The organism is Neisseria sp. (assembly GCF_030530745.1).
In the GTDB taxonomy this organism is placed as follows: Bacteria; Pseudomonadota; Gammaproteobacteria; order Burkholderiales; family Neisseriaceae; genus Neisseria.
Map to the genome: position 1 here is coordinate 28,873 of NZ_JAUMUI010000002.1, position 25,765 is coordinate 54,637.

The window sequence follows — 25,765 nt, forward strand, 5'->3', positions numbered from 1 at the left end:
AAGCGCAGCAAGGTTGAACACCTTGCGAGCATTTTTAACGCCGCAGACGGGGATTTTTGACCAAAAATACCGCCGTTGCGCTAATTGTCAACAGACCCTAGTAAGTATCACCAGGAAGATTCTATGGACTTCAAACGATTAATGATTTTTTTTGCTGTGGCTGCGGCAATCCTGTTCGGCTGGGAACAAATGTTCCCCTCGCCCAAACCCAGCCCCGCGCAACAGCAGGCGGCGCAAACCGCGCAGCAAAGCGCCGCGCTGCAGGCAGGTCATGCCGCCGAGCTTACCCCTACTGTTCCGGTTACCGTTACCACCGACATGGTTAAAGCCGTTATCGACGAAAAAACCGGCGACCTGCGCGGCCTGACCCTGCTGAAATACAACTCGAACAGCGACGAAAGCAAAGACTTCGTGCTGTTTAACGACAGCAAGGCCCACACCTATATCGCCCAATCCGAATTATTGGATTCAGACGGCCAAAACGTGCTGAAAGGCCTCGCGTTTACCGCCCCGCAGAAACAATACACCCTCAGCGGCGATAAAACCGAAGTGCGCTTGAGCGCGCCTGAAACCGCCGGTTTGAAAATCGACAAAGTTTACACCTTCACCAAAGGCAGCTACGTTATCAACATGCGTTACGACGTAACCAACGCCAGCGGTGCGCCGGTTAAACTTGATGCCGTTTACCGCCTGCTGCGCGACAGCAGCAAGCCCGAAGGGGAAGGCTATTTCAACCAAACCTACGCAGGCCCCGTGGTTTACACCCCCGCCGGCGAGTTTGAAAAAGTACCGTTCGGCGATTTGGACGACGATTACAATTCCGGCAAAGACCGTGCCGAATACGTGCGCAAAACCGACAGCGGCTGGCTGGGCATGATCCAACACTACTTCATGGCCACGTGGATTCTGCAACCCAAAGACGGCCAAACCGTCTGCGCCGCCGGCGCCTGCCGGATTGACTTAAAACGCCGCAGCGACAACCTCTATTCTGCAGCCGTGCGCGTGCCCTTGGCCGCCGTACCCGCAGGCGGCAAACTCGATACAGGCATCGGACTGTATGCCGGACCGCAAACCACCGACGTTATCAGCAAAGTGGCCGACAACCTGCAGCTTGCCAAAGATTACGGCAAAGTGCACATCTTCGCCTCGCCGCTCTTCTGGCTCCTGAACAAACTGCACGACTTCACCGGCAACTGGGGCTGGGCGATTGTTTTGCTGACCATTATCGTCAAAGCCGTCTTCTATCCGCTCACCAACGCCTCCTACCGTTCGATGGCGAAAATGCGCGCCGTCGCCCCGCGCCTGCAGGCATTGAAAGAGAAATACGGCGACGACCGCATGGCCATGCAGCAGGCCATGATGCAAATGTATAAAGACGAAAAAATCAACCCGCTCGGCGGCTGCCTGCCGATGCTGCTGCAAATCCCCGTGTTCATCGGATTGTATTGGGCGATTTTCTCTTCGGTAGAACTGCGCCAGGCGCCGTGGTTGGGCTGGATTACCGACTTGAGCCGCCCCGACCCGTGGTTTATCCTGCCCGTGATTATGGCGGCCACCATGTTCATCCAAACCTATCTGAACCCGCCGCCCACCGATCCGATGCAGGCCAAAATGATGAAAATCATGCCGGTGATTTTCTCGGTGATGTTCTTCTTCTTCCCCGCAGGTTTGGTGCTTTACTGGGTGGTCAACAACATCCTCACCATCGCTCAGCAGTGGTATATCAACAAGAGTATTGAAAAACAGCGAGCCGCCGGCGAAGTGGTATCGTAACCGGCAGGCAAAAAGGCCGTCTGAAAGCGTTTCAGACGGCCTTTTCCATTGCTGTTAAATCAGATAAAAGCGCTGAAAACACTTGCCGAATCAGGTATAATCCACAAATTATTTTGCCGTTCAAACAATAGCTTTTGCATACTTGCGAAAACCTGTTTTCAGACGGCCTGCATCATTTCAATCAGCAGGAAAAAATCACTTATGAGTAAGCAAGAAGAATACGGCGCCGAGAGCATACAGGTGCTCGAAGGCTTGGACGCAGTGCGCAAACGCCCGGGCATGTATATCGGCGACACACAGGACGGTTCCGGCCTGCATCACATGGTGTTCGAAGTGCTCGACAACGCCATCGACGAAGCACTGGCCGGCCATTGCGACCAAATCACCGTTGCCGTTAACGCCGACAACTCTATCACCATCGAAGACAACGGCCGCGGCATCCCCACCGGCATCCACCCCAAAGAAGGCCGCTCCGCCGCCGAAGTGATTATGACCGTGCTGCACGCGGGCGGTAAGTTCGACAACAACAGCTACAAAATCTCCGGCGGCCTGCACGGCGTGGGCGTATCGGTGGTGAACGCCCTTTCCGACTGGCTGCGCCTCACCATTTACCGCGACGGCAAAGAACACTTCGTCGAATTCAAACGCGGCGTGGCAACCGAACCGCTGAAAGTGGTGGGCGACGCCTCTGCCGGGCGCACCGGCACCAAAGTGCAGTTTTTAGCCAGTGAAGAAACCTTCGGGCCGGTAGAATACCATTTCGACATTCTCGCCAAACGCATCCGCGAACTCTCGTTCCTCAACAACGGCGTAGGCATCAAACTCACCGACATGCGCGACGGCAAAGAAGAAGACTTCGCCTTTTCGGGCGGCGTAGCCGGCTTCGTGCAATACATGAACCGCAAAAAAACCCCGCTGCACGAAAAAGTGTTTTACGCCAGTGGCGAAAAAGACGGCATGGGCGTGGAAGTGGCCATGCAGTGGAACGATAGCTACCAAGAATCGGTGCAGTGCTTCACCAACAACATTCCCCAGCGCGACGGCGGCACCCACCTTACCGCCCTGCGCCAAGTGATGACGCGCACCATCAACAACTACATCGAATCCAACGAAATCGCCAAAAAAGCTAAAGTCGACACCAGCGGCGACGATATGCGCGAAGGCCTGACCTGCGTGCTTTCCGTCAAACTGCCCGACCCAAAATTCTCGTCGCAAACCAAAGACAAACTGGTTTCCAGCGAAATCGGCCCCGTGGTGAACGAAGTGATCAGCCAGGCGCTGACCGACTTTCTCGAAGAAAACCCCAACGAAGCCAAAACCATCTGTGGCAAAATCGTAGATGCCGCCCGCGCCCGCGAAGCCGCCCGCAAAGCCCGAGAAATCACCCGCCGCAAAGGCGTGATGGACGGCTTGGGCCTGCCCGGCAAGCTGGCCGACTGCCAAGAGAAAGACCCTGCCTTATCCGAGCTTTACCTCGTCGAGGGCGATTCGGCGGGCGGTTCGGCCAAACAGGGCCGCGACCGCAAATTTCAAGCGATTCTGCCCCTGAAAGGCAAAATCCTCAACGTGGAAAAAGCCCGCTTTGAAAAAATGCTCGCCAGCCAGGAAGTCGCCACCCTGATTACCGCGCTGGGCGCAGGCATCGGCAAAGAAGAATTCAATCCCGAAAAACTGCGCTACCACCGCATCATCATCATGACCGACGCCGACGTGGACGGCGCCCACATCCGCACCCTGCTGCTCACCTTCTTCTACCGCCAGATGCCCGAACTGGTGGAGCGCGGCTACATCTACATCGCCCAACCGCCGCTCTACAAAGCCAAACACGGCAAGCAGGAGCGTTACCTGAAAGACGAATTTGAAAAAGACCAATGGCTCTTGGGCCTGGCCTTAGACAAAGCCAAAATCGTTTCAGACGGCCGCACCATCGAAGGCGCCGAACTCGAAAAAGCCGCCAAACAGTTTATGCTGGCCAAAAACGCCATCGTCCAAGAAAGCCGCGTAATCGACGACTCGGTGCTGCACGCCATGCTATACGCCGCCCCGGCCGACCTTTCCAGCGCAGAGAGCACCGATGCCGCCATCGCCGCGCTGATGCCGCTGCTCAACGAAAAAGAAGTGGCATTGGAGCGCATCGAAGGAAATGAAGGCAGCCACTTCATCAAAATCACCCGCAAACTGCACGGCAACGTGGCGGTCAGCTATATCGAGCCGAAGTTTTTGAACAGCAAGTCGTATCAAACCCTCACCCAAACCGCCGCTCTGCTCAACGGCCTGGTGGGCGAAAACGCCAAACTCTATAAAGGCGACAACGAATACGACGTTGACAGCTTTGAAGACGCGCTCGACATTCTGCTGCAAAGCGCGCAAAAAGGCATGAGCATCCAGCGCTACAAAGGCTTGGGCGAGATGAACCCCGAGCAGCTGTGGGAAACCACCATGGACCCCGCCGTGCGCCGCCTGCTGAAAGTGCGCATCGAAGACGCCATCGCCGCAGACGAAGTGTTCGTTACCCTGATGGGCGACGAAGTCGAGCCGCGCCGCGCGTTTATCGAAAACAACGCCCTGATTGCGCAGAATATCGACGCCTGAAAACTTGCGCCGAAACCTTTGCAAAACCCGATCAGGCCGTCTGAAAATGCCGATGCAACCGCCCCGCGCTTTTCAGACGGCCTGAGACTTTTGCGAAATTGTTTAGGGCTTCTGAAACAAATACAGTTAAACCGCTTATTTAATAACCGATCCGTCATACTCGGGCTTGACCCGAGTATCTGTTATTCCTTCTAAACAAAAAGATACTCGGGTCTAACCCGAGTATGACGCAGATGTTTTATTATATAAAGGCCTTTGCAAAACCGCCTTCAGGCCGTCTGAACAACCATGATCCCCGTTTATCTCACCGAATCCGCAACCGAATCCGCGCGCAGCCTGATCAGCCGCTTCAGTTTAACCGTATGCGGCAGCCTGCCGCAGCAGGGCGAATATCTGCTGGCCGATTCAGACGGCCTTTCGTTGTGCTGCGCCGGCGAAAAAGGGCGCGTGCGGGCAGACTTCACCGGCGGCACAGCGCAATACCGCCGCACCAAAGGCGGTGGCGAACTGATTGCCAAAGCCGTCAACCATACCGCCTCCGCTACCGTTTGGGACGGCACCGGCGGCTTGGGGCGCGACACATTCGTGCTGGCCTCGCTGGGGCTGCAAGTGCACACGTTCGAGCAAAACCCCGCCGTAGCCGCCCTGCTTTCAGACGGCCTGAAACGCGCGCTCGAATGCCCCGAAACCGCCGCCATCGCCAACCGCATCACCCTGCATTTCGGCGACACTTGCGCACTGCTGCCCCAGCTGGCTGCCGCCACCGGCCGCCCCGATGTGGTGTATCTCGACCCGATGTATCCCGAAAGCCGCAAAACCGCCGCTGTGAAAAAGGAAATGGCTTATTTCCACAGTTTGGTGGGCACGGCGCAAAACGAAGGAGGACTGCTTGCCGCCGCCCGTGCGGCCGCAAAAAAGCGCGTCGTCGTCAAACGTCCGCGCTTGGGGGAGTTCCTCAACCGTGAACCGCCCGCCTATCAATATACAGGCAAAAGCACGCGGTTTGATGTCTATCTGCCGCTATAGCCGGTAAATCTGCTTTTTCTACCGGCGAAAAGAAGTTTTTTAAAGGGGGCCGTCCTAAGGACGGCCCCCTTTAAAAAACTTGGAGCTAATCTGTTTAAGCCCTTTTATATGTGATTTTTCTATAGCGAAAAAACTTCATTTCTGCCACGGCGTTGCCATGCCTTGCCGTACGACTGTACTACCTGCGGCTTGCTGCCTTGTGGTAAAAATAAGTTTTTCCACTATATCGCGCTGCGTTATATTGACTGTAGCCGCTGTGTAAAAAAGCCCGCTTCATTAAAAAGCAGGCTTTTGCGCTTAATCCAGTTTGCCGTGGCAGTGTTTGTATTTTCGGCCGCTGCCGCACGGGCAGAGGTCGTTGCGGTGGACGATTCGGCCTTGTTTGGCGAGCGCTTCGGGAGCAAAATCGTTACCGGCAGGGTCGAATGCTTCGGTGGCAAGATCATCGCGCGACTCGCCCAATACGTCTTCCATGGAAGGAGCACCGGAGTGGATGGCATGCATGGCAGAAGGTTCCTGCGGTTCGCTGTCGGCAATCATATCGTCGGCCTGTTCAATCTGCACCGAAGTCAGCAGGGAGGCAACGTTTTGTTTGATGCCGTTCCATAAATGCTGGAACATGATAAAGGCTTCGCGTTTGTATTCCTGTTTGGGGTTTTTCTGGGCGTAGCTGCGCAAGTGGATGCCTTGGCGCAGATAGTCCATGGCGGCGAGGTGTTCGCGCCAGTTGTTGTCGATTACCTGCAGCAATACGTTGCGTTCGAAGTTGGTCATGTTTTGCTTGCCGACCAGTTCGGTTTTGTCGGCATATTCTTGTTCCACTTGGGCAATCAAACGTTCTTTTACGTCTTGGTTGTCGAGTGTGTTGTTTTCCTTCAACCAGCCGCGCACATCGGCATGAACGCGGAATTCGCCCGCCAATTGTGATTCGAGTGCGGGCAGGTCCCATTGTTCTTCCATGCTGTCGGGCGGCATGTGGTTATCTACCAAATCGCCGATAACTTCTTCGCGGATGCTCTTGGCCAAACCGCTCACGTCTTGGTTGGTGAGGATTTCGTTGCGGTAGTGGTAAATCACTTTGCGCTGGTCGTTGGCCACATCGTCGTATTCCAAAACCTGTTTGCGCATATCGAAGTTACGGCCTTCCACTTTGCGTTGCGCACCTTCGATTTGACGGGTGAGCATGCCGTGTTCGATGGCAACGCCGCGCTCCGGCGCAAGGCGGTTGAGGATGGCCGCGGCGCGGTCGAGGGCGAACAGGCGCAGGAGCGGGTCTTCAAACGAGAGGTAGAAACGGCTGGAACCGGGGTCGCCCTGACGCCCGGCGCGGCCGCGCAGCTGGTTGTCGATACGGCGGCTTTCGTGGCGTTCGGTGCCGATAATGTGCAGGCCGCCTGCATTCAGTACGCGCCGGTGATCGGCTTCCCAGCTGTTTTCGAGTTTGGAAATGCGGTCTTGCTTTTCATCGTCGCTCAAGGTTTCGTCGGCACGGACGGCGTCGCTCTGGTGTTTGACGTTGCCGCCCAAAACGATGTCGGTGCCGCGGCCGGCCATGTTGGTGGCCACGGTAATCATGCTGGGTTTGCCCGCCTGTGCCACAATCAGGGCTTCGCGCTCGTGTTCTTTAGCATTGAGCACGTTATGGGGCAGACCGGCCTGGGTGAGCAGGCGCGATACCAGCTCTGAGTTTTCAATGCTGGTGGTGCCTACCAAAACAGGCTGGCCTTTGTCGAAACAGGCTTGGATATCGTTAATGACAGCTTCGTATTTTTCTTCGGCGGTGCGGAAGATTTGGTCGTTGAAGTCTTTGCGCTGCATCGGGCGGTTGGTGGGGATAATTACTGTTTCCAACCCGTAAATGCTTTGGAATTCGAAGGCTTCGGTGTCAGCCGTGCCGGTCATGCCGGAGAGTTTTTTATACAGGCGGAAGTAGTTTTGGAAGGTAATCGACGCCAGTGTCTGGTTTTCGCGTTTGATTTCAACGCCTTCTTTGGCTTCCACTGCCTGGTGCAGGCCTTCTGACCAGCGGCGGCCCGCCATCAGACGGCCTGTGAATTCGTCGACAATTACAATTTCGCCCTCCTGAATCACATAGTGCTGGTCTTTGTGGAACAGGGTATGGGCGCGCAGTGCTGCCATCAGGTGGTGCATCAGCATGATGTTGGCGGCAGAATAGAGCGAATCTCCTTCTTGCAACAGGCCCATTTCGGCCAGAATTTCTTCGGCGTGTTCATGACCCGCTTCGCTCAAAATTACTTGGTGCGCTTTTTCGTCGACCCAATAGTCGCCTTCTCCTTCTTCGGTTTCTTGGCGGATAAGGCGTGCGGGCACTTTGTCCATCACTTGGTAGAGCTGCACGTTGTCGTCGGCCTGGCCGGAAATAATCAGCGGGGTGCGTGCTTCGTCAATCAGAATCGAATCGACTTCGTCGACCACGGCGAAATTCAAACCGCGCTGCACTTTGTCGTATTGGTCGGTTACCATGTTGTCGCGCAGGTAATCGAAGCCGAATTCGTTGTTGGTGCCGTAGGTGATGTCGGCGTTGTAGGCGGTTTGGCGGAAGAAAGGCTGCATATCGCTCACGATCACGCCCACGGTCAGGCCGAGGAAGTTATACAGCGGTTCCATAATGCCCGCATCGCGTGCGGCCAGATAATCGTTGACGGTAACCACGTGCACGCCTTTGCCGGCCAGTGCATTGAGGTAAACGGCCAGTGTGGCCACCAGGGTTTTTCCCTCGCCGGTGCGCATTTCGGCGATTTTACCGTTGTGCAGCACCATGCCACCGATCAGCTGCACGTCGAAATGGCGCATGTTCAGCACACGGCGGCCGGCTTCGCGGCAGACGGCGAAAGCTTCGGGAAGAATGTCGTTTAAGCTTGCGCCTTCGGCAAGGCGCTGTTTGAATTCCGGGGTTTTGGCTTGCAGTTCTTCGTCGCTCAGAGCCTGCATCTGCGGCTCTAATTCATTGATTTTGTCTACGGTTTTACGGTATTGTTTGAGCAGGCGGTCGTTGCGGCTGCCAAATATTTTTTTGGCTAAGTTGGTAAGCATGAGATTTCCTGTGGCGGAATGTGTTTGCGGCATTCCGGCTGAAACAGACGGATCGTAAAAATCAAACCCGAATTTTAACACAAGCCGTTTGGCAGGGTTACAATGCCGTCTGAAATGGCGGCAGTTTGACCAAATTTCAACTTCCCTTACTTTGCGGGCATTTTTGAAAATACGGCAAATTTGGTTTTTTGCGGATTTTTTATGCCAAATTTTTCGAGAATTTTTAGCCGGACAGGTAGAGGTTGCATGCAAAACGGTTATATGTGGCATAAAATGCTTAAAAGAAATATGCGCTGCAGAAATTACGGACACTATTACTAAAACAACACTCAAGGCAGTTACTATGGATTTGAACCGGCTGGGCGGGCGCGACGGGCATTTGCAGGTCCTGTTGCATCACTCGCAGCAATGGCTCAGGCTGGATGCCGAAATCAAGCAGATGATGCCCGCCAACCTGCGCGCGCATTTTCAGACGGCCTGTGTGGAAAACGGCGTATTGGTTTTGCTGGCCGGCAACAATATGGTTTCTTCGCGCCTGCGCATGATCGCCCCGGGGCTGCTGCCGCGTTTGCAGGCGCTGCACCCCGACATCGCCGGTGTGCGCGTGAAGGTTTTACCCAAGCAGCCGCAAACGCCCCGGGCCAACAGCTTGAAGTTGAGTGCGGCTGCGCTGGAAGGCTTCAGGCACGCTGCCGGGCAGCTGCAGCACCACCCCGAGCTGGCGCAGGCACTGCAACGGCTGGCGGAAAAACACGGAAAAGACTGAGAAAGGCCGGAGCCGTCTGAAAACATGTTCAGACGGCTCCGGCCTTTTACATGCAATGCCGATAATGCTAACATCAAAAGCCGTTTACGAAGCCTTTGGCAAAGGCTGCAATCCAAACAATTAAAGGAGAAAAGCACGATGAGTATCTTGCCCCGCCCCGAAATCGATTCAGACGGCCTGTTGGAATATTCGGTGGTTTACACCGACCGCGCGCTGAACCATATGTCGCAAAAATTTCAGACGGCCTTGCGCTATATTTCGGCCACGTTGAAAAAAGTTTACGGCGCACAACACGCCGCCGTGATTCCCGGCAGCGGCACATCGGGCATGGAAGCCGTGGCGCGCCAGCTTGCGCGGGGCGAGAAATGCCTGATTGTGCGCAACGGCTTTTTCAGCTACCGCTGGACGCAGATTCTCGAAAAAGGCGCCATCGCCGCCGACAGCAAAGTGTTTACCGCCCGCCAGGCCGATGAGGCGCAAGCCCCGTTTGCGCCTGCGCCGATTGAAGAAGTATGCGCCGAAATCGCCGCCTACCGCCCCGCCGTAGTGTTTGCGCCGCACGTGGAAACCGCATCAGGTATCATGCTGCCCGACGGCTATATCCGACAACTGGCCGAAGCCGTGCACGCTGTCGGCGGCCTGCTGGTCATCGACGGCATCGCTTCGGGCTGCATTTGGTTGGATATGGAAAAACTCGGCATCGACGTGTTGGTTTCCGCCCCGCAAAAAGGCTGGAGCGGCTCGCCCTGCTGCGGTTTGGTGATGCTGAACGACGCGGCTTACCAAAAGGTGCAGCAAACCGAATCCGACAGCTTCGCGCTCGATTTGAAAAAATGGCTGCAAATCATGGAAGCCTTTGAAAACGGCGGCCATGCCTATCACGCCACGCCGCCCACCGATGCGTTGATGAAGCTGCACGATATGATGAAAGAGGCCGAAGCCGTCGGTTTCGGGCATTTGCGGGCTGCACAAACCGAGTTGGGCGCGAAAATCCGCGCGCTGCTGGCCGATGCGGGCTACCCCAGCGTGGCTGCGGCAGGCTTTGAAGCCCCCGGGGTGGTGGTTTCCTACACGGTTAACCCCGATATCCAAAACGGCAAAGCCTTTATCGCGCAAGGAATGCAGATTGCCGCCGGCGTGCCACTGCAATGCGGCGAACGCAGTGATTTCCAAACCTTCCGCCTCGGCCTGTTCGGTTTGGACAAACTGCAAAATACCGACCGCACGGTGGAAGCGTTCGCCCGGGTGTTAGGCAGGGTATAGCCGGCAGTTAAGGTTCGGCAAAGCGGCAAAAGGTGTACAATAACGCCTTTTTCAGACGGCCTGCCGTTTGCGTCTGCTGCGGCAGGCCGTCTGAAAACGCTTAACCGGAATTGGAGGCCTTAATGTTCCGCACCATGCTCGGCGGCAAAATCCACCGTGCCACCGTTACCGAAGCCGACTTGAACTACGTCGGCAGCATCACCATCGACCAAGACCTGCTCGACGCGGCGGGTATCTGCGTTAACGAAAAAGTGCAAATCGTCAACAACAACAACGGCGAGCGCTTTGAAACCTACACCATTCCCGGCGAACGCGGCAGCGGCGTGGTGTGCCTCAACGGCGCCGCCGCGAGGCTGGTGCAGAAAGGCGACATCGTGATTATTATGTCTTACGTGATGCTCTCCGAGCCGGAAATTGCCGCCCACGAGCCGAAAGTGGTGCTGGTGGACGGGCAAAACAAAATCTGCGACGTTATCCGTTACGAACCGCCGCACACCGTTTTATAAATCGCCAAAGGCCGTCTGAAACAGTTTTTCAGACGGCCTTCAACCCACACCGGAAAATCAGTCATGAACGTTAAAATCAACCACATCACCGTAGCCAACGACGCCCCGTTTACCCTGTTCGGCGGCATCAATGTGCTGGAAGACCTCGATTCCACCCTCAAAGCCTGCGAACATTATGTGAAAGTAACCGGAAAACTCGGCATTCCTTATGTGTTCAAAGCCTCGTTCGACAAAGCCAACCGCTCGTCTGTCCGTTCGTTTCGCGGCGTGGGGTTGGAAGAGGGGCTGAAAATCTTCGCCGCCGTGAAAAAAGAATTCGGCGTGCCCGTGATTACCGACGTGCACGAGCCTTACCAATGCGCGCCCGTAGCCGAAGTGTGCGACGTTATCCAACTGCCCGCCTTTCTCGCGCGCCAAACCGATTTGGTGGTGGCGATGGCGAAAACGGGCAATGTTATCAATGTGAAAAAGCCGCAGTTTTTAAGCCCTTCGCAAATGAAAAACATCGTTGAAAAATTCGCCGAAGCAGGCAACGGGCAAGTGATTTTGTGCGAACGCGGCGCGCAGTTCGGCTACGACAATCTGGTGGTCGACATGCTCGGCTTCGGCGTGATGAAGAAAACCTGCGGCAACCCGCCGGTGATTTTCGACGTTACCCACTCGCTGCAACAGCGCGAAGCCGGTGCCGCCGCATCGGGCGGACGCCGCAGCCAGGTGCTGGATTTGGCGCTGGCCGGCATGGCCACCCGCCTGGCCGGCCTGTTTCTTGAGTCGCACGCCACCCCCGATGAGGCCAAGTGCGACGGCCCCAGCGCGCTGCCGCTGGCCAAGCTCGAAGATTTCCTGCTGCGCGTGAAAGCGGTGGACGAAACGGTGAAATCATTTCCCGCGCTGGCGATTGATTAAACAGTTAACAGCATGGCAGCAGGCCGTCTGAAAATTTTTCAGACGGCCTGTTTTCTATTTTAAACCAAAAGGTTATTCCCACTCGATCGTAGAAGGCGGTTTGCCGCTCACATCGTACACCACGCGATTGATGCCGCGCACTTCGTTGATGATGCGGTTGGACACTTTGCCCAGCAGCGAATAGGGCAGCTCCGCCCAATGCGCGGTCATAAAGTCGCTGGTAATTACGGCGCGCAGGGCGACTACGTATTCGTAAGTGCGGCCGTCGCCCATCACGCCCACGGATTTCACGGGCAGGAACACGGCAAAAGCCTGGCTGGTGAGGTCGTACCACGAAGTACCGTTTTCATCGAAGGTGTTGCGCAGCTCTTGAATGAAAATATCGTCGGCCCGGCGCAAGAGGTCGGCGTAATTTTTCTTCACTTCGCCCAAAATGCGCACACCCAGGCCCGGGCCGGGGAAGGGGTGGCGGTACACCATTTCGCGCGGCAGGCCGAGCGCCACACCCAGTTCGCGCACTTCGTCTTTAAACAGGTCGCGCAAAGGCTCGAGCAGTTTCAGATTCATGTTTTCAGGCAGGCCGCCGACGTTGTGGTGGCTTTTGATGGCGTGCGCTTTTTTGGTTTTTGCGCCCGCGCTCTCAATAACGTCGGGGTAAATCGTGCCCTGTGCCAGCCATTTGGCGTTGACGCGTTTTTTGGCTTCGGCATCAAACACTTCCACAAACTCGCCGCCGATGATTTTGCGCTTTTGCTCGGGGTCGGTAACGCCGGCGAGTTTGCCCATAAACTGTTCGGTGGCGTCCACATGAATCACGTTTACGCCCAGATTGCGCGCAAACATATCCATTACCATTTTGCCTTCGTTGAGGCGCAACAGGCCGTGATCGACGAACACGCAGGTGAGCTGGTCGCCGATGGCACGGTGAATCAGCGCGGCAGCCACGCTGGAATCGACGCCGCCCGACAAGCCCAAAATTACTTCGTCGCCGCCCACTTGTTCGCGGATTTTGGCGACGGCTTCGTCGATGTAGTTGGGCATGGTCCAGCCCGGTTTGGCGCCGGCGATGTCCAAAACGAAGCGGTTAAGCAGGGCACGGCCTTGTTTGGTGTGGGTAACTTCGGGGTGGAACTGGATGCCGTAGAATTGTTTTTCGGCGTGTTCCATCATCGCAATAGGGCAGCTCGGCGTGTCGCCGATGACCACGAAACCTTCGGGCAGTTTCGACACTTTGTCGCCGTGGCTCATCCACACATCGAGCGTGTTGGCCTGGCCGTCTGAAATGCCGCGCGTTAATTCGCAATCAATGGTTTTCACTTGCGCATAGCCGAATTCTCGCTGGTCGCCTGGCGACACTTCGCCGCCCAGATGGTGCGCCATAAACTGCATGCCGTAGCAGATGCCGAGCACGGGCACGCCTAAATCGAAGATGCCGGTGTCGGCCTGATAATCGGAGTTGTAAACCGAGTTGGGGCCGCCGGAAAGGATAATCGCTTTGGGGTTGAAGGCTTTGATGTCGGCCAAAGGCATATCGAAAGAATGCAGTTCGCAGTAAACATGGGCTTCGCGCACGCGGCGGGCGATGAGCTGGGTTACTTGCGAGCCGAAATCGAGAATGAGGATTTTGTCTTGGGTCATGATGGTTTTTGGTGGAGAATGTGAAACGGCAGGCCGTTTGAAGAAAGTGTTATTGTATCATTTTTTGGTAGAGAGGAATCCGGCCTGATTATCAGGCGGACTCTGATTTCACTACAGGCGGCACGGGGCCGCCTGAAAACAAAAAAACCTGTTTGAATGCACCCAAACAGGTTTTTCATGTTAACGGACGGTTTAGTCTGCCCGGAAGGTGTCGTGGCAGGATTTGCAGCTTTGCCCCACCCCGCCGAACGGCTTTTTCACATCGTCGGGCTTGCCGGAGGCGGCGGCGGTTTTCAGCGCTGCAGTGGCGGCGGTGAATTTTTCGATTTCTTTTTTGAATTCGTCGGGTTTGCTCCACACTTCGGGCTTGGCATCCGATTCTTCGTTGGCGCTTTCGGGCGTGTAGTGTACCCACGGTTTGTCGGCGTCGGCGGCGAGATTGTCGGCAGCGGCTTGGAAGGCTGCTGCATCATACGGGGTTTCGCCTTTCACCATTTTGCCCATGATGCCGAAGTCTTCTTTAAACGATTTCATCAGTTTTTCACGTTCTTTCACGGCTTCTTTCGGGCTTAATGCCGAAGTTGGGGAAGCGGCAGGAGCAGAGGCAGAAGCCGGTGCGGGTTCCGAAGCGGCGGGGGCGGTGCCGTTGCTTTGTCCGCCGCAGGCGGCCAGCAGGGTGAGGGCGGCTAAGGCGCCCAGGCTGAGTATGGTTTTTTTCATGGTTGTGTCCTCAAATGGTTTATGGTTGTATAACGGCCGGCTCCGGCCGTTGTTTTTATTTATAGCGGGGCGGTCTGTTTCCTGCCGGTTTGACACCCGGGCCGGAACAAGCCTGTTTGCTATATGGCAAACAGGCCGTCTGAAAGTTTTGCCGGATTGATTCAGACGGCCTGTTAAGTTGCTATCTTAACGCGATATTGCCCACAAAAGAGCATTCAATTGCGTATAATCGCGCCTGCTTACAGATATTTACATCAAAACAACGAAATGAAAGGTTTGATTATGAACGAGCAAACGGTAAACGGCCGCTCGCGCCGGCGCGAGCGGCTGCGGGCGTTGGGCCCGGGTATTATGATGGCCTCGGCGGCGGTGGGCGGTTCGCACATTATCGCCTCCACCCAGGCGGGGGCTTTATATGGTTGGCAGCTGGCGCTGATCATCGTGCTGGCCAATCTGTTCAAATACCCGTTTTTCCGTTTCGGCCCGCAATATACGCTGGAAACAGGCAAAAGCCTGCTGGAGGGCTATGCTGAAAAAAGCCGCGTGTATTTGTGGGTTTTTTTTGTGCTCAACCTGTTTGCAACGGTGATTAACACTGCAGCGGTGAGTATGCTGTGCGCGGCGATTCTGGGCTTTGCCCTGCCGGGAGACTTGCCGGTTAATATGCTTTCGGCTGCAGTATTGGCTTCTGCCGTGCTGATGCTGTTAATCGGCCCTTACCGCACGGTGGACGGTATGTCGAAAATCATCATGGCCAGCCTTACCGTTACCACGGTGGCGGCGGTGGCTGCGGCAGCCGTCAAAGGTGCCCAAATGCAGCCGGACTTTATCGAACCCAGTCCGTGGAATCTTGGTGCATTGGCATTTATTGTGGCGCTGATGGGCTGGATGCCGGCACCAATCGAGATTTCGGTTATCAATTCACTGTGGGTGGCGGCTAAGCGCAAACTTGAAAAAGTGAGCTATGAAGACGGCCTGTTCGACTTTAATGTCGGCTACATCGGCACAGCGGCTTTGGCGGTTGTGTTTTTGGCGCTGGGTGCGCTGGTGCAGTACGGTTCGGGCGCCGAAGTGCAGATGACGGGCGGCGCCTATATCGGCCAGCTTATCGATATGTATGCCAAAACCATCGGCGAGTGGTCGCGCTGGCTGGTAACGTTTATTGCTTTTGCCTGTATGTACGGCACGACCATCACGGTAATCGACGGCTATTCGCGCACCAATATGGAGTCGTTCCGCCTGATTCTGCGCCGCCCAGAAAGCGAGAGGAGCAACCGCATATTGGCAGTATGGATTACCTTGGCTGCGGTTGCAGGCCTGTGCGTAATCGTATTTTTCAAAGGTGCGGTGATGCCGATGCTGAAATTTGCCATGATTGCCTCGTTTGTGGGCACACCAGTTTTCGCCTATCTGAACCTGGCACTGGTCCGTCGGGGCGGGCACAAGCTGCAGCCGTGGCTGATGTGGCTGGCTTGGGCGGGGCTGCTTTACCTGAGCGGGTTTGCGGTTCTGTTTTTGCTCAACCAAACGGGAGTTATCGCCTGATCGGGGGATGACATAAAGGGTAAAACATCAGGCCGTCTGAAACAATGGTTTCAGACGGCCTTCACCATATCGGGCACAGGCTATTTCAGCATATTCTTAATCACACCCATCACACTGCGGGAAATTGCGCGGGTTACCTGACGGTTAATCTGACTGCCCACCGAATCGGCCAAATCATAAGCAATGCCTTGATTGGCTTTTTTGCGGCCGCCGAACAGGCCGCCTAAAAATCCGCCGACCACACCGTCTTTCTGCGGTTGTGCCGCCGCTGTGGCCTTTCCTGCCTTGGCCTGTTCTTTGGCAGCGGCTTCCGCTGCTTTGGCTTCGGATTGTTGTGCCTCCAATTCGGCCAGCGCCTCATAGGCAGAATAATTGTCTACCATATCTTTATAGTGGCGGTACAAAATATCGCTTTGGTATTTGGCATTACGTTCTGCTCCGGTCAGCGGGGTGAGGCCGGATTGCGGCGGCAGCACAATGGCGCGTTCCACCGGTGCAGGCATACCTTTTTCGTCGAGAAACGATACCAATGCTTCACCCACACCCAATTCGGCAATAGCCTCCACCACGTTGATACCGGGATTGGTGCGGAAGGTTTCGGCAGCGGCCTTCACGGCCTTTTGGTCGCGGGGCGTAAATGCACGCAGTGCGTGCTGAACACGGTTGCCCAACTGGCCGAGAATTGTGTCGGGCAGATCGAGCGGATTCTGGGTAACGAAATACACGCCCACACCTTTGGAGCGGATAAGCCGCACCACCTGCTCAATTTGTGCTACCAGCGCGGCGGGGGCATTGTCGAACAACAGATGCGCCTCATCGAAAAACATCACGAATTTGGGCTGCTCCAAATCCCCCACCTCAGGCAGGGTTTCAAACAGCTTGGCCAGCATCCACAACAGAAATGCACTGTACATCCGCGGCGAACGCATCAGTTTTTCCGAATTGAGGATATTGACCACACCTTTGCCGCCTTCGGCCTGCATCCAGTCTTCAAGATTAAGATCAGGTTCTCCGAACAGGTTTTCGGCACCTTCGTTTTCGAGTGTGAGCAGCTGCCGCTGCACCGCACCCACACTGGCAGGCGATATATTGCCGTATTTGGCGCGGTATTCGGCAGCATTGTCGGCAACGTGTTTGAGCATGCCGCGCAGATCTTTCAGGTCGATTAAGTGCCAGCCGTTATCGTCGGCCACCTTGAATACCAGATTAAGCAGTCCTTCCTGCGTGTCGTTCAGATTCATCAGGCGTGCCAGCAGCATCGGCCCCATTTCGGAAATAGTAACGCGCACAGGGATACCGGTTTCGCCGTAAACATCCCAAAAACGCACCGGAAAACTTTGCAGCCAGCCCTCACCCAAACCGAATTCGGCAATGCGTTCGCCTACTTTGCCGCTGTCGGCACCGGCTTGGGCAATGCCCGACAAATCGCCTTTCACATCAGACAGAAATACGGGAATGCCCGCACTGCTGAAAGCCTCGGCCATACGCCGCAAGGTAACGGTTTTACCCGTGCCCGTGGCGCCGGCAACCAAACCGTGGCGGTTGGCCATTTTTCCTGGAATTTCAAGCATTTTGCCGCCCGCACGGGCGATGGGGAAAGCAGTCATAAAATTTCCTTACTGAATAATGTGACGGATACGCCGTATTTTCTTATGTTTCAACACACAGGACGACACATAAAGCGCCGCCCTACGTGTTGCCCTGATTGGGAAGGGGTTACACCCCTACCCGATAAACCCAAATTCTACCGCCATAAACGGCGGGGTCTCAACCGAAAAGGAAACTTGATGAAACACGGCCGCACGCAAATATGAAAAAAACCGTAGGGTCTGTCGACATTTAACCGACGAAACTACCGCTGTTTCGGAAGAGGCGGGAAATAGAAAGGAGGCCGTCTGAAAAGGGTTCAGACGGCCTTAAAAAAATAAAATCGATGAAAAGGAATGTAAACCAGCTGAAACTGTTGCCTTGTTTACATAACGAATATTAACAATATTTGCGTATATTGCGCAAGTGTTTTTTACAAAAAAGAATTAACTTGTTAAAAACAATATGAAAATAATTTCCCTGTTTGCAAGTTTGTGTAAATTTTTATTTACCGATGTCATATCACCCTCCCATTTCAGCCAACAGCTCAGCCTGATGTTCGGCTGTCAGCGCAGCCGTTAATTCTTCCAAATCGCCATCCATAATAAAATCCAGCTTGTGCAGGGTCAAGTTGATGCGGTGGTCGGTAACGCGGCCTTGCGGGTAATTGTAGGTGCGGATGCGCTCACTACGGTCGCCGCTGCCGATCAGGCTTTTGCGCTCCTCCGCTTCTTTAGCCTGCGCTTCGCGCTTTTGTGCGTCGTTCAGCCGTGCCGCCAAAACTTTCATCGCCTGCGCTTTGTTGCTGTGTTGCGAGCGGCCGTCTTGGCATTCGACCACCATGCCGGTGGGCAGGTGGGTGATGCGCACGGCGGAATCTGTTTTATTGATATGCTGGCCGCCCGCGCCGGATGCGCGGAAGGTGTCGATGCGCAAATCGGCGGGGTTGAGTTGGATTTCTTCCAACTCGTCGGCCTCGGGCATCACAGCCACGGTGCAGGCCGAGGTGTGAATACGCCCCTGGCTTTCGGTAGCGGGCACACGCTGCACGCGGTGGCCGCCCGACTCGAATTTCAACTTACTATATGCGCCCAAACCGACGATGCGGGCGATTACTTCTTTATAACCGCCCAAGTCGCTCTCGTTAGCCGATACGATTTCCACCTGCCAGCGGTTGCGCTCGGCGTAACGGCTGTACATACGCAGCAAGTCGCCGGCGAACAGCGCCGCTTCGTCGCCGCCGGTGCCGGCGCGCACTTCGATAAAAATATTTTTATCGTCGTCGGCGTCTTTGGGCAGCAGCAGTTTTTGCAGCTCGTTTTCCAGCGTTTCGATTTGCGCTTTGGCCGTTTCGATTTCTTCGGCGGCAAAGGCTTTCATTTCGGGGTCGGCCAGCATTTCCTGCGCATCGGCCAGATCGCTTTGCGCCAAGCGGTATTGCCGGAACACTTCCACCACCGGCGTAATCTCCGCGTGTTCGCGCGTGAGCTTGCGGTAATTATCCATATCGTCGGCGGCTTCGGGCTGGCCCAGCAGGTGGGTTACCTCTTCCAAACGTTCGGCCAATTGTTGCAGTTTTTCTAGAATAGACGGTTTCATGATTTTTTTCCGTTAAGGCCGTCTGAAACATTTCAGACGGCCTCAAGTCAAACAGCAAAGAAAAAAGCCAGCTAATGCGTAGCTGACTTTTCAATTGTTTTTTTGGTCGGAGTGAAAGGATTCGAACCTTCGACCCCTTGCACCCCATGCAAGTGCGCTACCAGACTGCGCCACACTCCGACTCTGAAGAGAACGGGATTATAGAATCATGCAGCTTGGCTGGCAAGCGTTTTCTCAACTTCGCCCAACATTTTTTTCAGCTCTTCGCGCATTTCTTCGGCCTGAATCGCCGGATTGCCCGAAGCATCTAAAGCATTGTGGTTGAACGTATCAATAAACGGTGCAAACGTATCTTTCAATTTCAAAACCTTAAGCACATCCGCACGGGTATAGTTATTGCCGCCGTAGCCGACCACCACACCGTTTTCGTGCTGCCATTGGGCAAATTGGGCGGTGCTGATCTGCGCCAGTTCGCACATTTCGTTGAGGCTGAAATAACGTTTGGCGGGGATGCCGGGAAGGTTAGCGCTGCTTGTCATAATAATGCTCCACCATACCTTTGAGTTTTTGGCTGGCGTGGAAGGTTACCACGCGGCGGGCGGAAATCGGCACTTCTTCGCCGGTTTTCGGATTGCGGCCGGGGCGCTGGGGCTTGTCGCGCAATTGGAAGTTGCCGAAACCGGAAATTTTAATTTCTTCGCCGCGCTCCAAAGTAGAACGGATTTCTTCAAAAAAGAGTTCGACAATTTCTTTGGCATCGTTTTTGGTTACGCTGCTCACCTTTTCTACCAAAATATCGGCCAAATCGGCTTTAGTTAGTGTCATTTTATTACCTTCGTTTTTTCATACAGATGCGGATTATCACTAATTTTTTTTTAGAATTCAAGAGAATATCGAAAATTTTAACGCCTCAGTTGCGCACCTGCACTTTCAGCGGCGTATTCCACCAGTTTTTCGATTAAAGGCTCCACCGCATCATCGGTCAGCGTGGCCTCATGATCTTGCAGCACCACCTTCACCGCCATGCTTTTCGTCCCTTCCGGCAGCCCTGCCCCGCGGTAAACGTCGAACACGCTGATTTCTTGAACCAATTTGCTCTTCATCCCCCACAAAGCGGCCAGCAGCGTATCATGCGTTACCTCTTCGGGCAGCACAAACGCCAGATCGCGGCGTACGGGCTGGAATTTGGATACGGGGCGGTAAACGGTTTTTTTCCTGCCCAGCACGGCGGCCATGTCGATTTCAAACACCAGCGCGGCTTGCGGCAGGCCGTATTTTTGCAGCCATTGCGGGTGCAGCTCGCCGATAAAGCCGACGGCATGGCCGTCCATCACGATTTCGGCGGTACGGCCGGGGTGCAGCGCGGGATGTTCGGCCTTTACGAACGACACGTTTTTACCGCCCAGCAGGGCTTCGACATCGCCTTTCACATCGTAAAAATCGGCCGCACGGATTTTCCCGCCCCATTGCTCGGGATCGGCGGAGCCGTAAACCAGGCCGCCGATGTGTTCGTTTTGCACGAAACGGCCGTCCGAACCTTTGTTGAACACGCGGGCGATTTCAAACACGCGCACGCGGTTTTGTTTGCGGTTGAGGTTGTTTTGCAGGATTTCCACCAAACCGCCGATCAGGGTGGAACGCATCACACTGTATTGCGCCGCCAGCGGGTTTTTCAGGCGGACGGGGTCTTCGTTGGCGGCGAAATCGCGCTCCCATTGCTCGTCAACGAAGGCATAGCTCACCACCTCCTGATAGCCGCGCGCCGCCATTTGATTGTAAACAGCGAAGCGGCTGCGGCGGGTTTCGGGCAGCGCCAACATTTTCAGACGGCCTGAGGTGTGGTCATCGGGAATGTTGTCATAGCCGTAGACGCGGGCGATTTCTTCGATTAAATCGGCTTCGATTTCGATGTCGTAACGGAAGCTCGGCGACGTGGTTTGCAGGCCGTCTGAAACTTTTTTCGGTTGCAGACCCAAGGCGGCCAGAATAGTTTTTATCCGTTCTTCATCAATTTTCACGCCCAGCAGCTTTTCCACCCGCGCCGTGCGCACGGCTACGGTTTTGCGTTCGGGCAGCCTGCCTGCCGCTTCAACGATTTCGCCTGCCGCGCCGCCGCAAATCTGCAATACCAGTTCGCTGGCGCGCTCGACGGCGTCGCGCTGCAATTCAAAGTCCACGCCGCGCTCGAAGCGGAAGGAAGAGTCCGAACCGAAGCCGTATTGGCGCGATTTGCCGGCGATGATTTCCGGCGCGAACCAAGCCGCTTCCAGCACGATGTTTTTGGTGCCGTCTGAAACCGCGCTGGCCGCGCCGCCCATCAGCCCGGCCATGCTCAATGTGCCTTGTTCGTCGGCCACCACCAAGGTGTTGTCGGCCAGGGTAACGGTTTTTTCGTTCAGGCATTCCAGCGTTTCGCCGTTTTCGGCGCGGCGCACAATCAGGCTGCCTGAAAGTTTGTCGGCATCAAAAACGTGCATCGGCTGGCCGAGTTCCAGCATCACATAATTGCCGATGTCCACCAGCGCGGAAATGCTGCGCACGCCGCTGCGTTCCAGCCGCTGCTTCATCCACGCGGGCGTGGCCGCCTGCGCGTCCACGTTTTCAATCACGCGGCTGATAAAGCGGCCGCAGTCGGCAGGCGCGTCAATGCGTACGGGCTGTATTTTCGCGCTGCCCACCGAGGCCGTCTGAATGTCAGGCTGCCTGAACGCGCAGCCCGTGAGTGCCGCTACTTCGCGCGCCAAACCCTTGATGCTCAAACAGTCGGCACGGTTGGGCGTGATTTTCAGGGTAAAAACGGTGTCGTCCAAATCCAGATAGTCGCGCAGGTTTTGCCCCACGGGCGCATCGGCGCTCAGGATGTGCAGGCCGTCCACGCCGTCGTCGGGCAGGCCCAACTCGTCGGTGGAACACAGCATACCGCCCGATTCCACGCCGCGCATTTTGGTGGGCTTGATTTTGAAACCGCCCGGCAACACCGCACCCGGCAAGGCACACGGCACTTTGATGCCGGCACGCACATTCGGTGCACCGCAAACGATTTGAATCAGCCCGCCGGTGCCGGCATCGACTTGGGTAACGTTCAGGCGGTCTGCATCGGGGTGTTTTTCCACCGATTTCACTTCCGCCACCACTACATTAGAGAAAGCAGGCGCGGCGGGTTCGGTTTCTTCCACCTCCAAACCGGCCATGGTTAACAGGTGCGCCAGTTCGTCGGCGGAAAGATTGGGATGGGCTTGGGTGTTCAGCCAGGAATAGGGGAATTGCATGGTTATTGATCTATCAAAATTAAAGGTTATTCACAGGTAATCAACCAGTTTCTAGGAAATTTGAGTTAAGAGGATAATGGCAGTCTATTTATATATTTTTAATATATTTTTCAACGCCATAATGGAATGGAAAATATGGTTTCTCGGAAAGCTATTACTTTCGTAATCCTTTAATTCATCTTTTTCAAGATAATCTATAACTAATTTTAAATGTTCTACATATTCATCAGGTAATGAAATCTTGGACATTAAACCATTGTAAGGAAAGAAACCTTGGAAAATCAAATCATCGGAGTCAAGCACTATTTCCCCATGCTTACACATTTCTTTTGCTTTATCAATTGCACTAGATACAGTTTCCGCTTCGATGATTATGTTACGACTCAGGATCTCTTTAACTTCAACTTCAAACAATTCCATTTTCACTTTCTCTTTTATCAAATGGCCAGTTTCCGATACTGCCCACGGGCGGAAAACTCGATTACATTTTGATCACGCAAAATCTGCAACTGCTGGCGGATTTTATCCTTAACATGATTATTTTCAGGAAATTGAATCGACAATTGTTTTTCAAATCCATATACCTGTTGCAAATTAAATTGCTCAGGTAGCCTTTCGATGCATTTCATAATGGCTAGCAGCCATCCTTTATTGGCTGCTTTTTGCTTTCTTAAAAACAGGCTCGTTTTCCATTGTTCGTGTACCCGTTCGGGTTCAATCATCCGGGCTTGCTCAACCAATAAGATTTTACCGCTTTCAGGCAGTGTGCCGATGTTTATCGTGCAACCAACCCAGCCTGCCCGTTTTGCGGTTTCAGGCAAAGGTTTGCGGCGGGCAATCATATCGGCGGTCATAAAATGCTTGGGTACCAGCATGAGCTGCTGCACGGAATAATCGGCTTTGCTGTACGACAGGAAAAAGAAATTGGGGTTGTCGTCGGCCTGAATCCGCTCCATCATGGTTTGGTATGCGCCATCATTAACGGTTTTCCCTGTTGATTTCCCCTGTTTGCTTTTCAGTTCGAATTGTTCGTTGCAGTGGGAACACAGAAAATCTTGTACGGGGCGGTTGTTCGGTGCTTTACTTATCGGTTTGCAGCCGCAATTCGGACAATACACATTTGCCCCCATCCAGTTTTCAGTCAAAACACGGACAATTTGAGCAGCATTTTTATAACCCTCTGCCAAGCATGTATCGAAATACAAGTTCACTGCACGAAACCTTTCGCATACGACGTAAACGATGCGGTTTCGCTCAGCGGCACATAAGGCGGATCGCAATAGACCACATCGTCATCACCTGCCTGATTTAAGGCTGCCTGAAAATCACCGCACATCAATTCGATGCGCTCGGACTTGTCAGCAAAGGCTTGCATTTCCGTTGCGGGAAAATAAGGGGCGCTGTAACGGCCAAAGGGAACGTTAAACATGCCTTTGCTGTTGTAGCGGCACAAGCCGTTAAAGGCATGTCGGTTCAAATAAACAAACAAGGCAGAACGCTCGGCAATATTGCGGCTGTGGTTGAATTGTTCGCGCAGCTCGTAAAAGCGGGCTTCCTGATTATTTTCAGAAATAAAAAACGAACGGGCATATTCTATGAACGATTGCTTTTCCTGTTTTAATGTCCGGAAAAGGCCAATCAAATCAGGATTGGTGTCGTTTAACAGATAGGCATCAAAGTCCAAAGCCAGCGATAAGGCAGCTGATCCCGCAAACGGCTCAATCAAGCGCTTGCAGGGATTTTGGGGCATATGGGCGGCAATAAACGGCGCCAGTTTGGCTTTGCCGCCTGCCCATTTCAGAAAAGGTTTATTTGACATGGTGGGTACTTTATTTTCAGGCAGCCTGAAAGGTTTCTGGCCGTCTGTATCACGTAATGCTGTTGTTGGATGATTTTCCTAAACTCTTCACTGATCAACTGCCAGTCGGCAATATCCACTTTCCAAGGCAGGTCGGATTCGGAAAAGGCTTCCGTCAAAGCGGCGTGTTCGGCCAGGGTCAGGGCTTGCGGTGCGATAACGGCCAGATCCAAATCGGAATAGGGTTTGGCCGTGCCCGTTACCCGCGAGCCGAATGCCCATACGGTGTAATCGGGGATGTGTCGGCGCAGAATCTGTTTGACGGTCTGCAAATGTCCGGCTGCAATATCCATTCAGTTTCCCAGTCTGCGGTTAAGCATATCCCGTAAAAACACGGCTTCGGCGAGAAATTGTTCAATGCCGCCCACCACGGCCAGAACGGTTTTTTCGTCATAAGTATGGCTGGTGCGGCTGCGCATATCGCAATACTGCCGCCAATCCGACCAGTCGCCGCGCAGCAAGCCCTGCTCGTTGGCAGTGCGGATCAGGTCTTGGAAGGTCATCGCATCAATCTCGGCAGGATTGGCGGAAGCGTGTTCCAAATACCGCTTCAATATTTTATGGGCGATTTCGTAGGTAAATTCAAAACGCTGAATCAGGCCGTCGCGGATTTGGGTGTCGGAAACGTCTTTCAGGTAGCGTTCCCAACCCTCCTGCAAACGGGCAACGGCATTGGTCAGGGGCTGGATGGATAATGTCTGCATGGGAATTCCGGTTTTCAGGCAGCCTGAACATTAAAAGAAGATTGAAATCAAACCATAAGCACACAGCGTGCAGACTAGCAAAACAACATTTTCCCATTTGTTGCGGAATGGCGCGCAGCCGCTGCCGGTTACCGTGCAGGCCAACCCGCCCAAAAAGCGTATTGCGCGCGCTCCAGCCATCTTTCTGCCAAAACCAAGTATCCGCCATTGCCCGATTTAAAATCAAAATACTGCGCGGCACGGGTTTCAAAACAAGCCTGCAATATCAGGCAGGCTAAGGCGGTACCGTAACCGATCAGCATGAAATGTGTTCTGTTCACCGTTCAGGCCGTCTGAAAACTGATTCATATTGCTTCAAAACCCGCATCATGATTAAAACAGCCGTCAAAAATATTGATGCGGTTCCATTTTCAGCCGTCAGCAGCCTGCTTCACCAAACAGGCCGCCGGAGTGCGGATTCATGCCGCGCTCATGTTCCAGCAGCCATTGTTTGCGCTGCAAACCGCCGCCGTAACCCATGAGGCTGCCGTCCGCACCGATTACGCGGTGGCACGGGATAATGACCGATACGCGGTTCTGCCCGTTGGCATTGGCGACCGCCCGCACGGCGGAAGGTTTGCCGATCCGTTCGGCCTGCTCTTGATAGCTGACGGTTGTGCCGTACGGAATCTGTTGCAGTGCCGCCCAAACGGCTGCCTGAAACGGCGTGGACGGCGTATGCAGCGCCACCTCAAACTGCCGCCGTATTCCGGCAAAATATTCGCGCAGCTCGGCTTCTGCCTGTTCCAGATGCCGGTTTGTTCCGGCAGCCAACCGCCGCTTGAGCAAACGCTGCAAATCCCGCTGTTCCCGCTCAACCCGCCTGCTGCCGACAAATTCCAGCAGACACAAGCCCTGCTCGGTGGCACAGGCAACCATACCGCCCAAAGGGCTGTGAAAACAGTGGGTGTAAATCATTT

The 25,765-nt window shown here is 54.5% G+C and carries 22 protein-coding genes, 1 tRNA gene and 1 pseudogene; 8 read left to right on the plus strand and 16 right to left on the minus strand.

All coding sequences use genetic code 11. The features are described from left to right. The first annotated feature begins 123 nt into the window (after positions 1-123). The 3 genes from yidC (at position 124) to Q3970_RS01210 (ending at position 5,391) form a co-directional block, all read left to right on the plus strand. Positions 124-1,773, plus strand: a complete 1,650-nt coding sequence (gene yidC, locus Q3970_RS01200) for a membrane protein insertase YidC (protein ID WP_303098794.1) — start codon at positions 124-126, stop codon at positions 1,771-1,773. Between the two features lie 201 nt (positions 1,774-1,974). Next, positions 1,975-4,365 (plus strand): DNA topoisomerase (ATP-hydrolyzing) subunit B, encoded by a 2,391-nt coding sequence (gyrB, locus tag Q3970_RS01205; protein WP_303098795.1) that lies wholly within the window; start codon positions 1,975-1,977, stop codon positions 4,363-4,365. Positions 4,366-4,653: 288 nt separating this feature from the next. After that, on the plus strand, positions 4,654-5,391 hold the full coding sequence (locus Q3970_RS01210) for a class I SAM-dependent methyltransferase (RefSeq protein WP_303098796.1): 738 nt from the start codon (positions 4,654-4,656) through the stop codon (positions 5,389-5,391). Positions 5,392-5,688: 297 nt separating this feature from the next. On the opposite strand, the gene secA is transcribed toward Q3970_RS01210, so the two are convergent. After that, positions 5,689-8,445: a preprotein translocase subunit SecA gene (gene secA, locus Q3970_RS01215; RefSeq protein ID WP_303098797.1), complete on the minus strand. Its 2,757-nt coding sequence runs from the start codon at positions 8,443-8,445 to the stop codon at positions 5,689-5,691. 343 nt (positions 8,446-8,788) lie between these two features. On the opposite strand from secA, the gene Q3970_RS01220 reads away from it, so the two are divergent. From Q3970_RS01220 to kdsA, 4 genes are all read left to right on the plus strand, one after another. Then, on the plus strand, positions 8,789-9,211 hold the full coding sequence (locus Q3970_RS01220; RefSeq protein ID WP_303098798.1) for a DciA family protein: 423 nt from the start codon (positions 8,789-8,791) through the stop codon (positions 9,209-9,211). Positions 9,212-9,349: 138 nt separating this feature from the next. Beyond that, on the plus strand, positions 9,350-10,474 hold the full coding sequence (locus Q3970_RS01225; RefSeq protein ID WP_303098799.1) for an aminotransferase class V-fold PLP-dependent enzyme: 1,125 nt from the start codon (positions 9,350-9,352) through the stop codon (positions 10,472-10,474). Between the two features lie 122 nt (positions 10,475-10,596). Then, the gene (gene panD / locus Q3970_RS01230) at positions 10,597-10,980 is read left to right on the plus strand and encodes an aspartate 1-decarboxylase (protein WP_303098800.1); all 384 of its coding nucleotides are present in this window, start codon (positions 10,597-10,599) and stop codon (positions 10,978-10,980) included. A 63-nt stretch (positions 10,981-11,043) separates the two neighbouring features. After that, positions 11,044-11,886, plus strand: a complete 843-nt coding sequence (kdsA, locus tag Q3970_RS01235) for a 3-deoxy-8-phosphooctulonate synthase (RefSeq protein WP_303098801.1) — start codon at positions 11,044-11,046, stop codon at positions 11,884-11,886. Positions 11,887-11,958: 72 nt separating this feature from the next. Here the strand turns inward: kdsA and guaA are convergent, their stop codons facing one another. After that, positions 11,959-13,524 (minus strand): glutamine-hydrolyzing GMP synthase, encoded by a 1,566-nt coding sequence (gene guaA, locus Q3970_RS01240; protein ID WP_303098802.1) that lies wholly within the window; start codon positions 13,522-13,524, stop codon positions 11,959-11,961. Positions 13,525-13,716: 192 nt separating this feature from the next. Further along, complete coding sequence (locus Q3970_RS01245) at positions 13,717-14,244, minus strand: cytochrome c (protein ID WP_303098803.1); 528 nt, start codon at positions 14,242-14,244, stop codon at positions 13,717-13,719. Positions 14,245-14,526: 282 nt separating this feature from the next. Here Q3970_RS01245 and Q3970_RS01250 point away from each other — a divergent pair, with 282 nt between their 5' ends. Next, a complete protein-coding gene (locus tag Q3970_RS01250) occupies positions 14,527-15,789 on the plus strand; it encodes an NRAMP family divalent metal transporter (protein ID WP_303098804.1) in 1,263 nt (420 codons plus the stop codon). Between the two features lie 80 nt (positions 15,790-15,869). On the opposite strand, the gene Q3970_RS01255 is transcribed toward Q3970_RS01250, so the two are convergent. The 13 genes and pseudogenes from Q3970_RS01255 to Q3970_RS01315 all read right to left on the minus strand — a co-directional run bounded on the left by Q3970_RS01255 (position 15,870) and on the right by Q3970_RS01315 (position 25,763). Continuing rightward, on the minus strand, positions 15,870-17,396 hold the full coding sequence (locus Q3970_RS01255; protein WP_303098805.1) for a helicase HerA-like domain-containing protein: 1,527 nt from the start codon (positions 17,394-17,396) through the stop codon (positions 15,870-15,872). A 502-nt stretch (positions 17,397-17,898) separates the two neighbouring features. Further along, positions 17,899-18,975: a peptide chain release factor 1 gene (prfA, locus tag Q3970_RS01260; protein WP_303098806.1), complete on the minus strand. Its 1,077-nt coding sequence runs from the start codon at positions 18,973-18,975 to the stop codon at positions 17,899-17,901. A gap of 103 nt (positions 18,976-19,078) precedes the next feature. After that, positions 19,079-19,155 (minus strand) — tRNA-Pro (locus tag Q3970_RS01265). A 26-nt stretch (positions 19,156-19,181) separates the two neighbouring features. Further along, positions 19,182-19,514, minus strand: a complete 333-nt coding sequence (locus Q3970_RS01270; RefSeq protein WP_303098807.1) for a hypothetical protein — start codon at positions 19,512-19,514, stop codon at positions 19,182-19,184. After that, the gene (locus Q3970_RS01275; RefSeq protein WP_303098808.1) at positions 19,498-19,800 is read right to left on the minus strand and encodes an integration host factor subunit alpha; all 303 of its coding nucleotides are present in this window, start codon (positions 19,798-19,800) and stop codon (positions 19,498-19,500) included. The genes Q3970_RS01270 and Q3970_RS01275 overlap by 17 nt, the downstream gene beginning before the upstream one ends. A 77-nt stretch (positions 19,801-19,877) precedes the next feature. Continuing rightward, complete coding sequence (gene pheT, locus Q3970_RS01280; protein WP_303098809.1) at positions 19,878-22,244, minus strand: phenylalanine--tRNA ligase subunit beta; 2,367 nt, start codon at positions 22,242-22,244, stop codon at positions 19,878-19,880. An 84-nt stretch (positions 22,245-22,328) separates the two neighbouring features. Then, the gene (locus Q3970_RS01285) at positions 22,329-22,664 is read right to left on the minus strand and encodes a DpnD/PcfM family protein (protein WP_303098810.1); all 336 of its coding nucleotides are present in this window, start codon (positions 22,662-22,664) and stop codon (positions 22,329-22,331) included. A 17-nt stretch (positions 22,665-22,681) separates the two neighbouring features. Beyond that, positions 22,682-23,455 (minus strand): DpnI domain-containing protein, encoded by a 774-nt coding sequence (locus tag Q3970_RS01290; protein ID WP_303098811.1) that lies wholly within the window; start codon positions 23,453-23,455, stop codon positions 22,682-22,684. A gap of 5 nt (positions 23,456-23,460) precedes the next feature. Then, positions 23,461-24,063: pseudogene (locus Q3970_RS01295) on the minus strand (DNA adenine methylase); the annotation flags it as partial. Further along, entirely contained in the window at positions 24,042-24,395 is a 354-nt protein-coding gene (locus Q3970_RS01300) for a nucleotidyltransferase family protein (RefSeq protein ID WP_303098812.1), read from the minus strand. The gene Q3970_RS01300 and the pseudogene Q3970_RS01295, both read right to left, overlap by 22 nt. Beyond that, on the minus strand, positions 24,396-24,806 hold the full coding sequence (locus tag Q3970_RS01305; protein ID WP_303098813.1) for a nucleotidyltransferase substrate binding protein: 411 nt from the start codon (positions 24,804-24,806) through the stop codon (positions 24,396-24,398). Positions 24,807-24,934: 128 nt separating this feature from the next. Continuing rightward, the gene (locus tag Q3970_RS01310; RefSeq protein WP_303098814.1) at positions 24,935-25,108 is read right to left on the minus strand and encodes a hypothetical protein; all 174 of its coding nucleotides are present in this window, start codon (positions 25,106-25,108) and stop codon (positions 24,935-24,937) included. A gap of 115 nt (positions 25,109-25,223) precedes the next feature. Continuing rightward, complete coding sequence (locus Q3970_RS01315) at positions 25,224-25,763, minus strand: methylated-DNA--[protein]-cysteine S-methyltransferase (RefSeq protein WP_303098815.1); 540 nt, start codon at positions 25,761-25,763, stop codon at positions 25,224-25,226. Positions 25,764-25,765 lie beyond the last annotated feature (2 nt).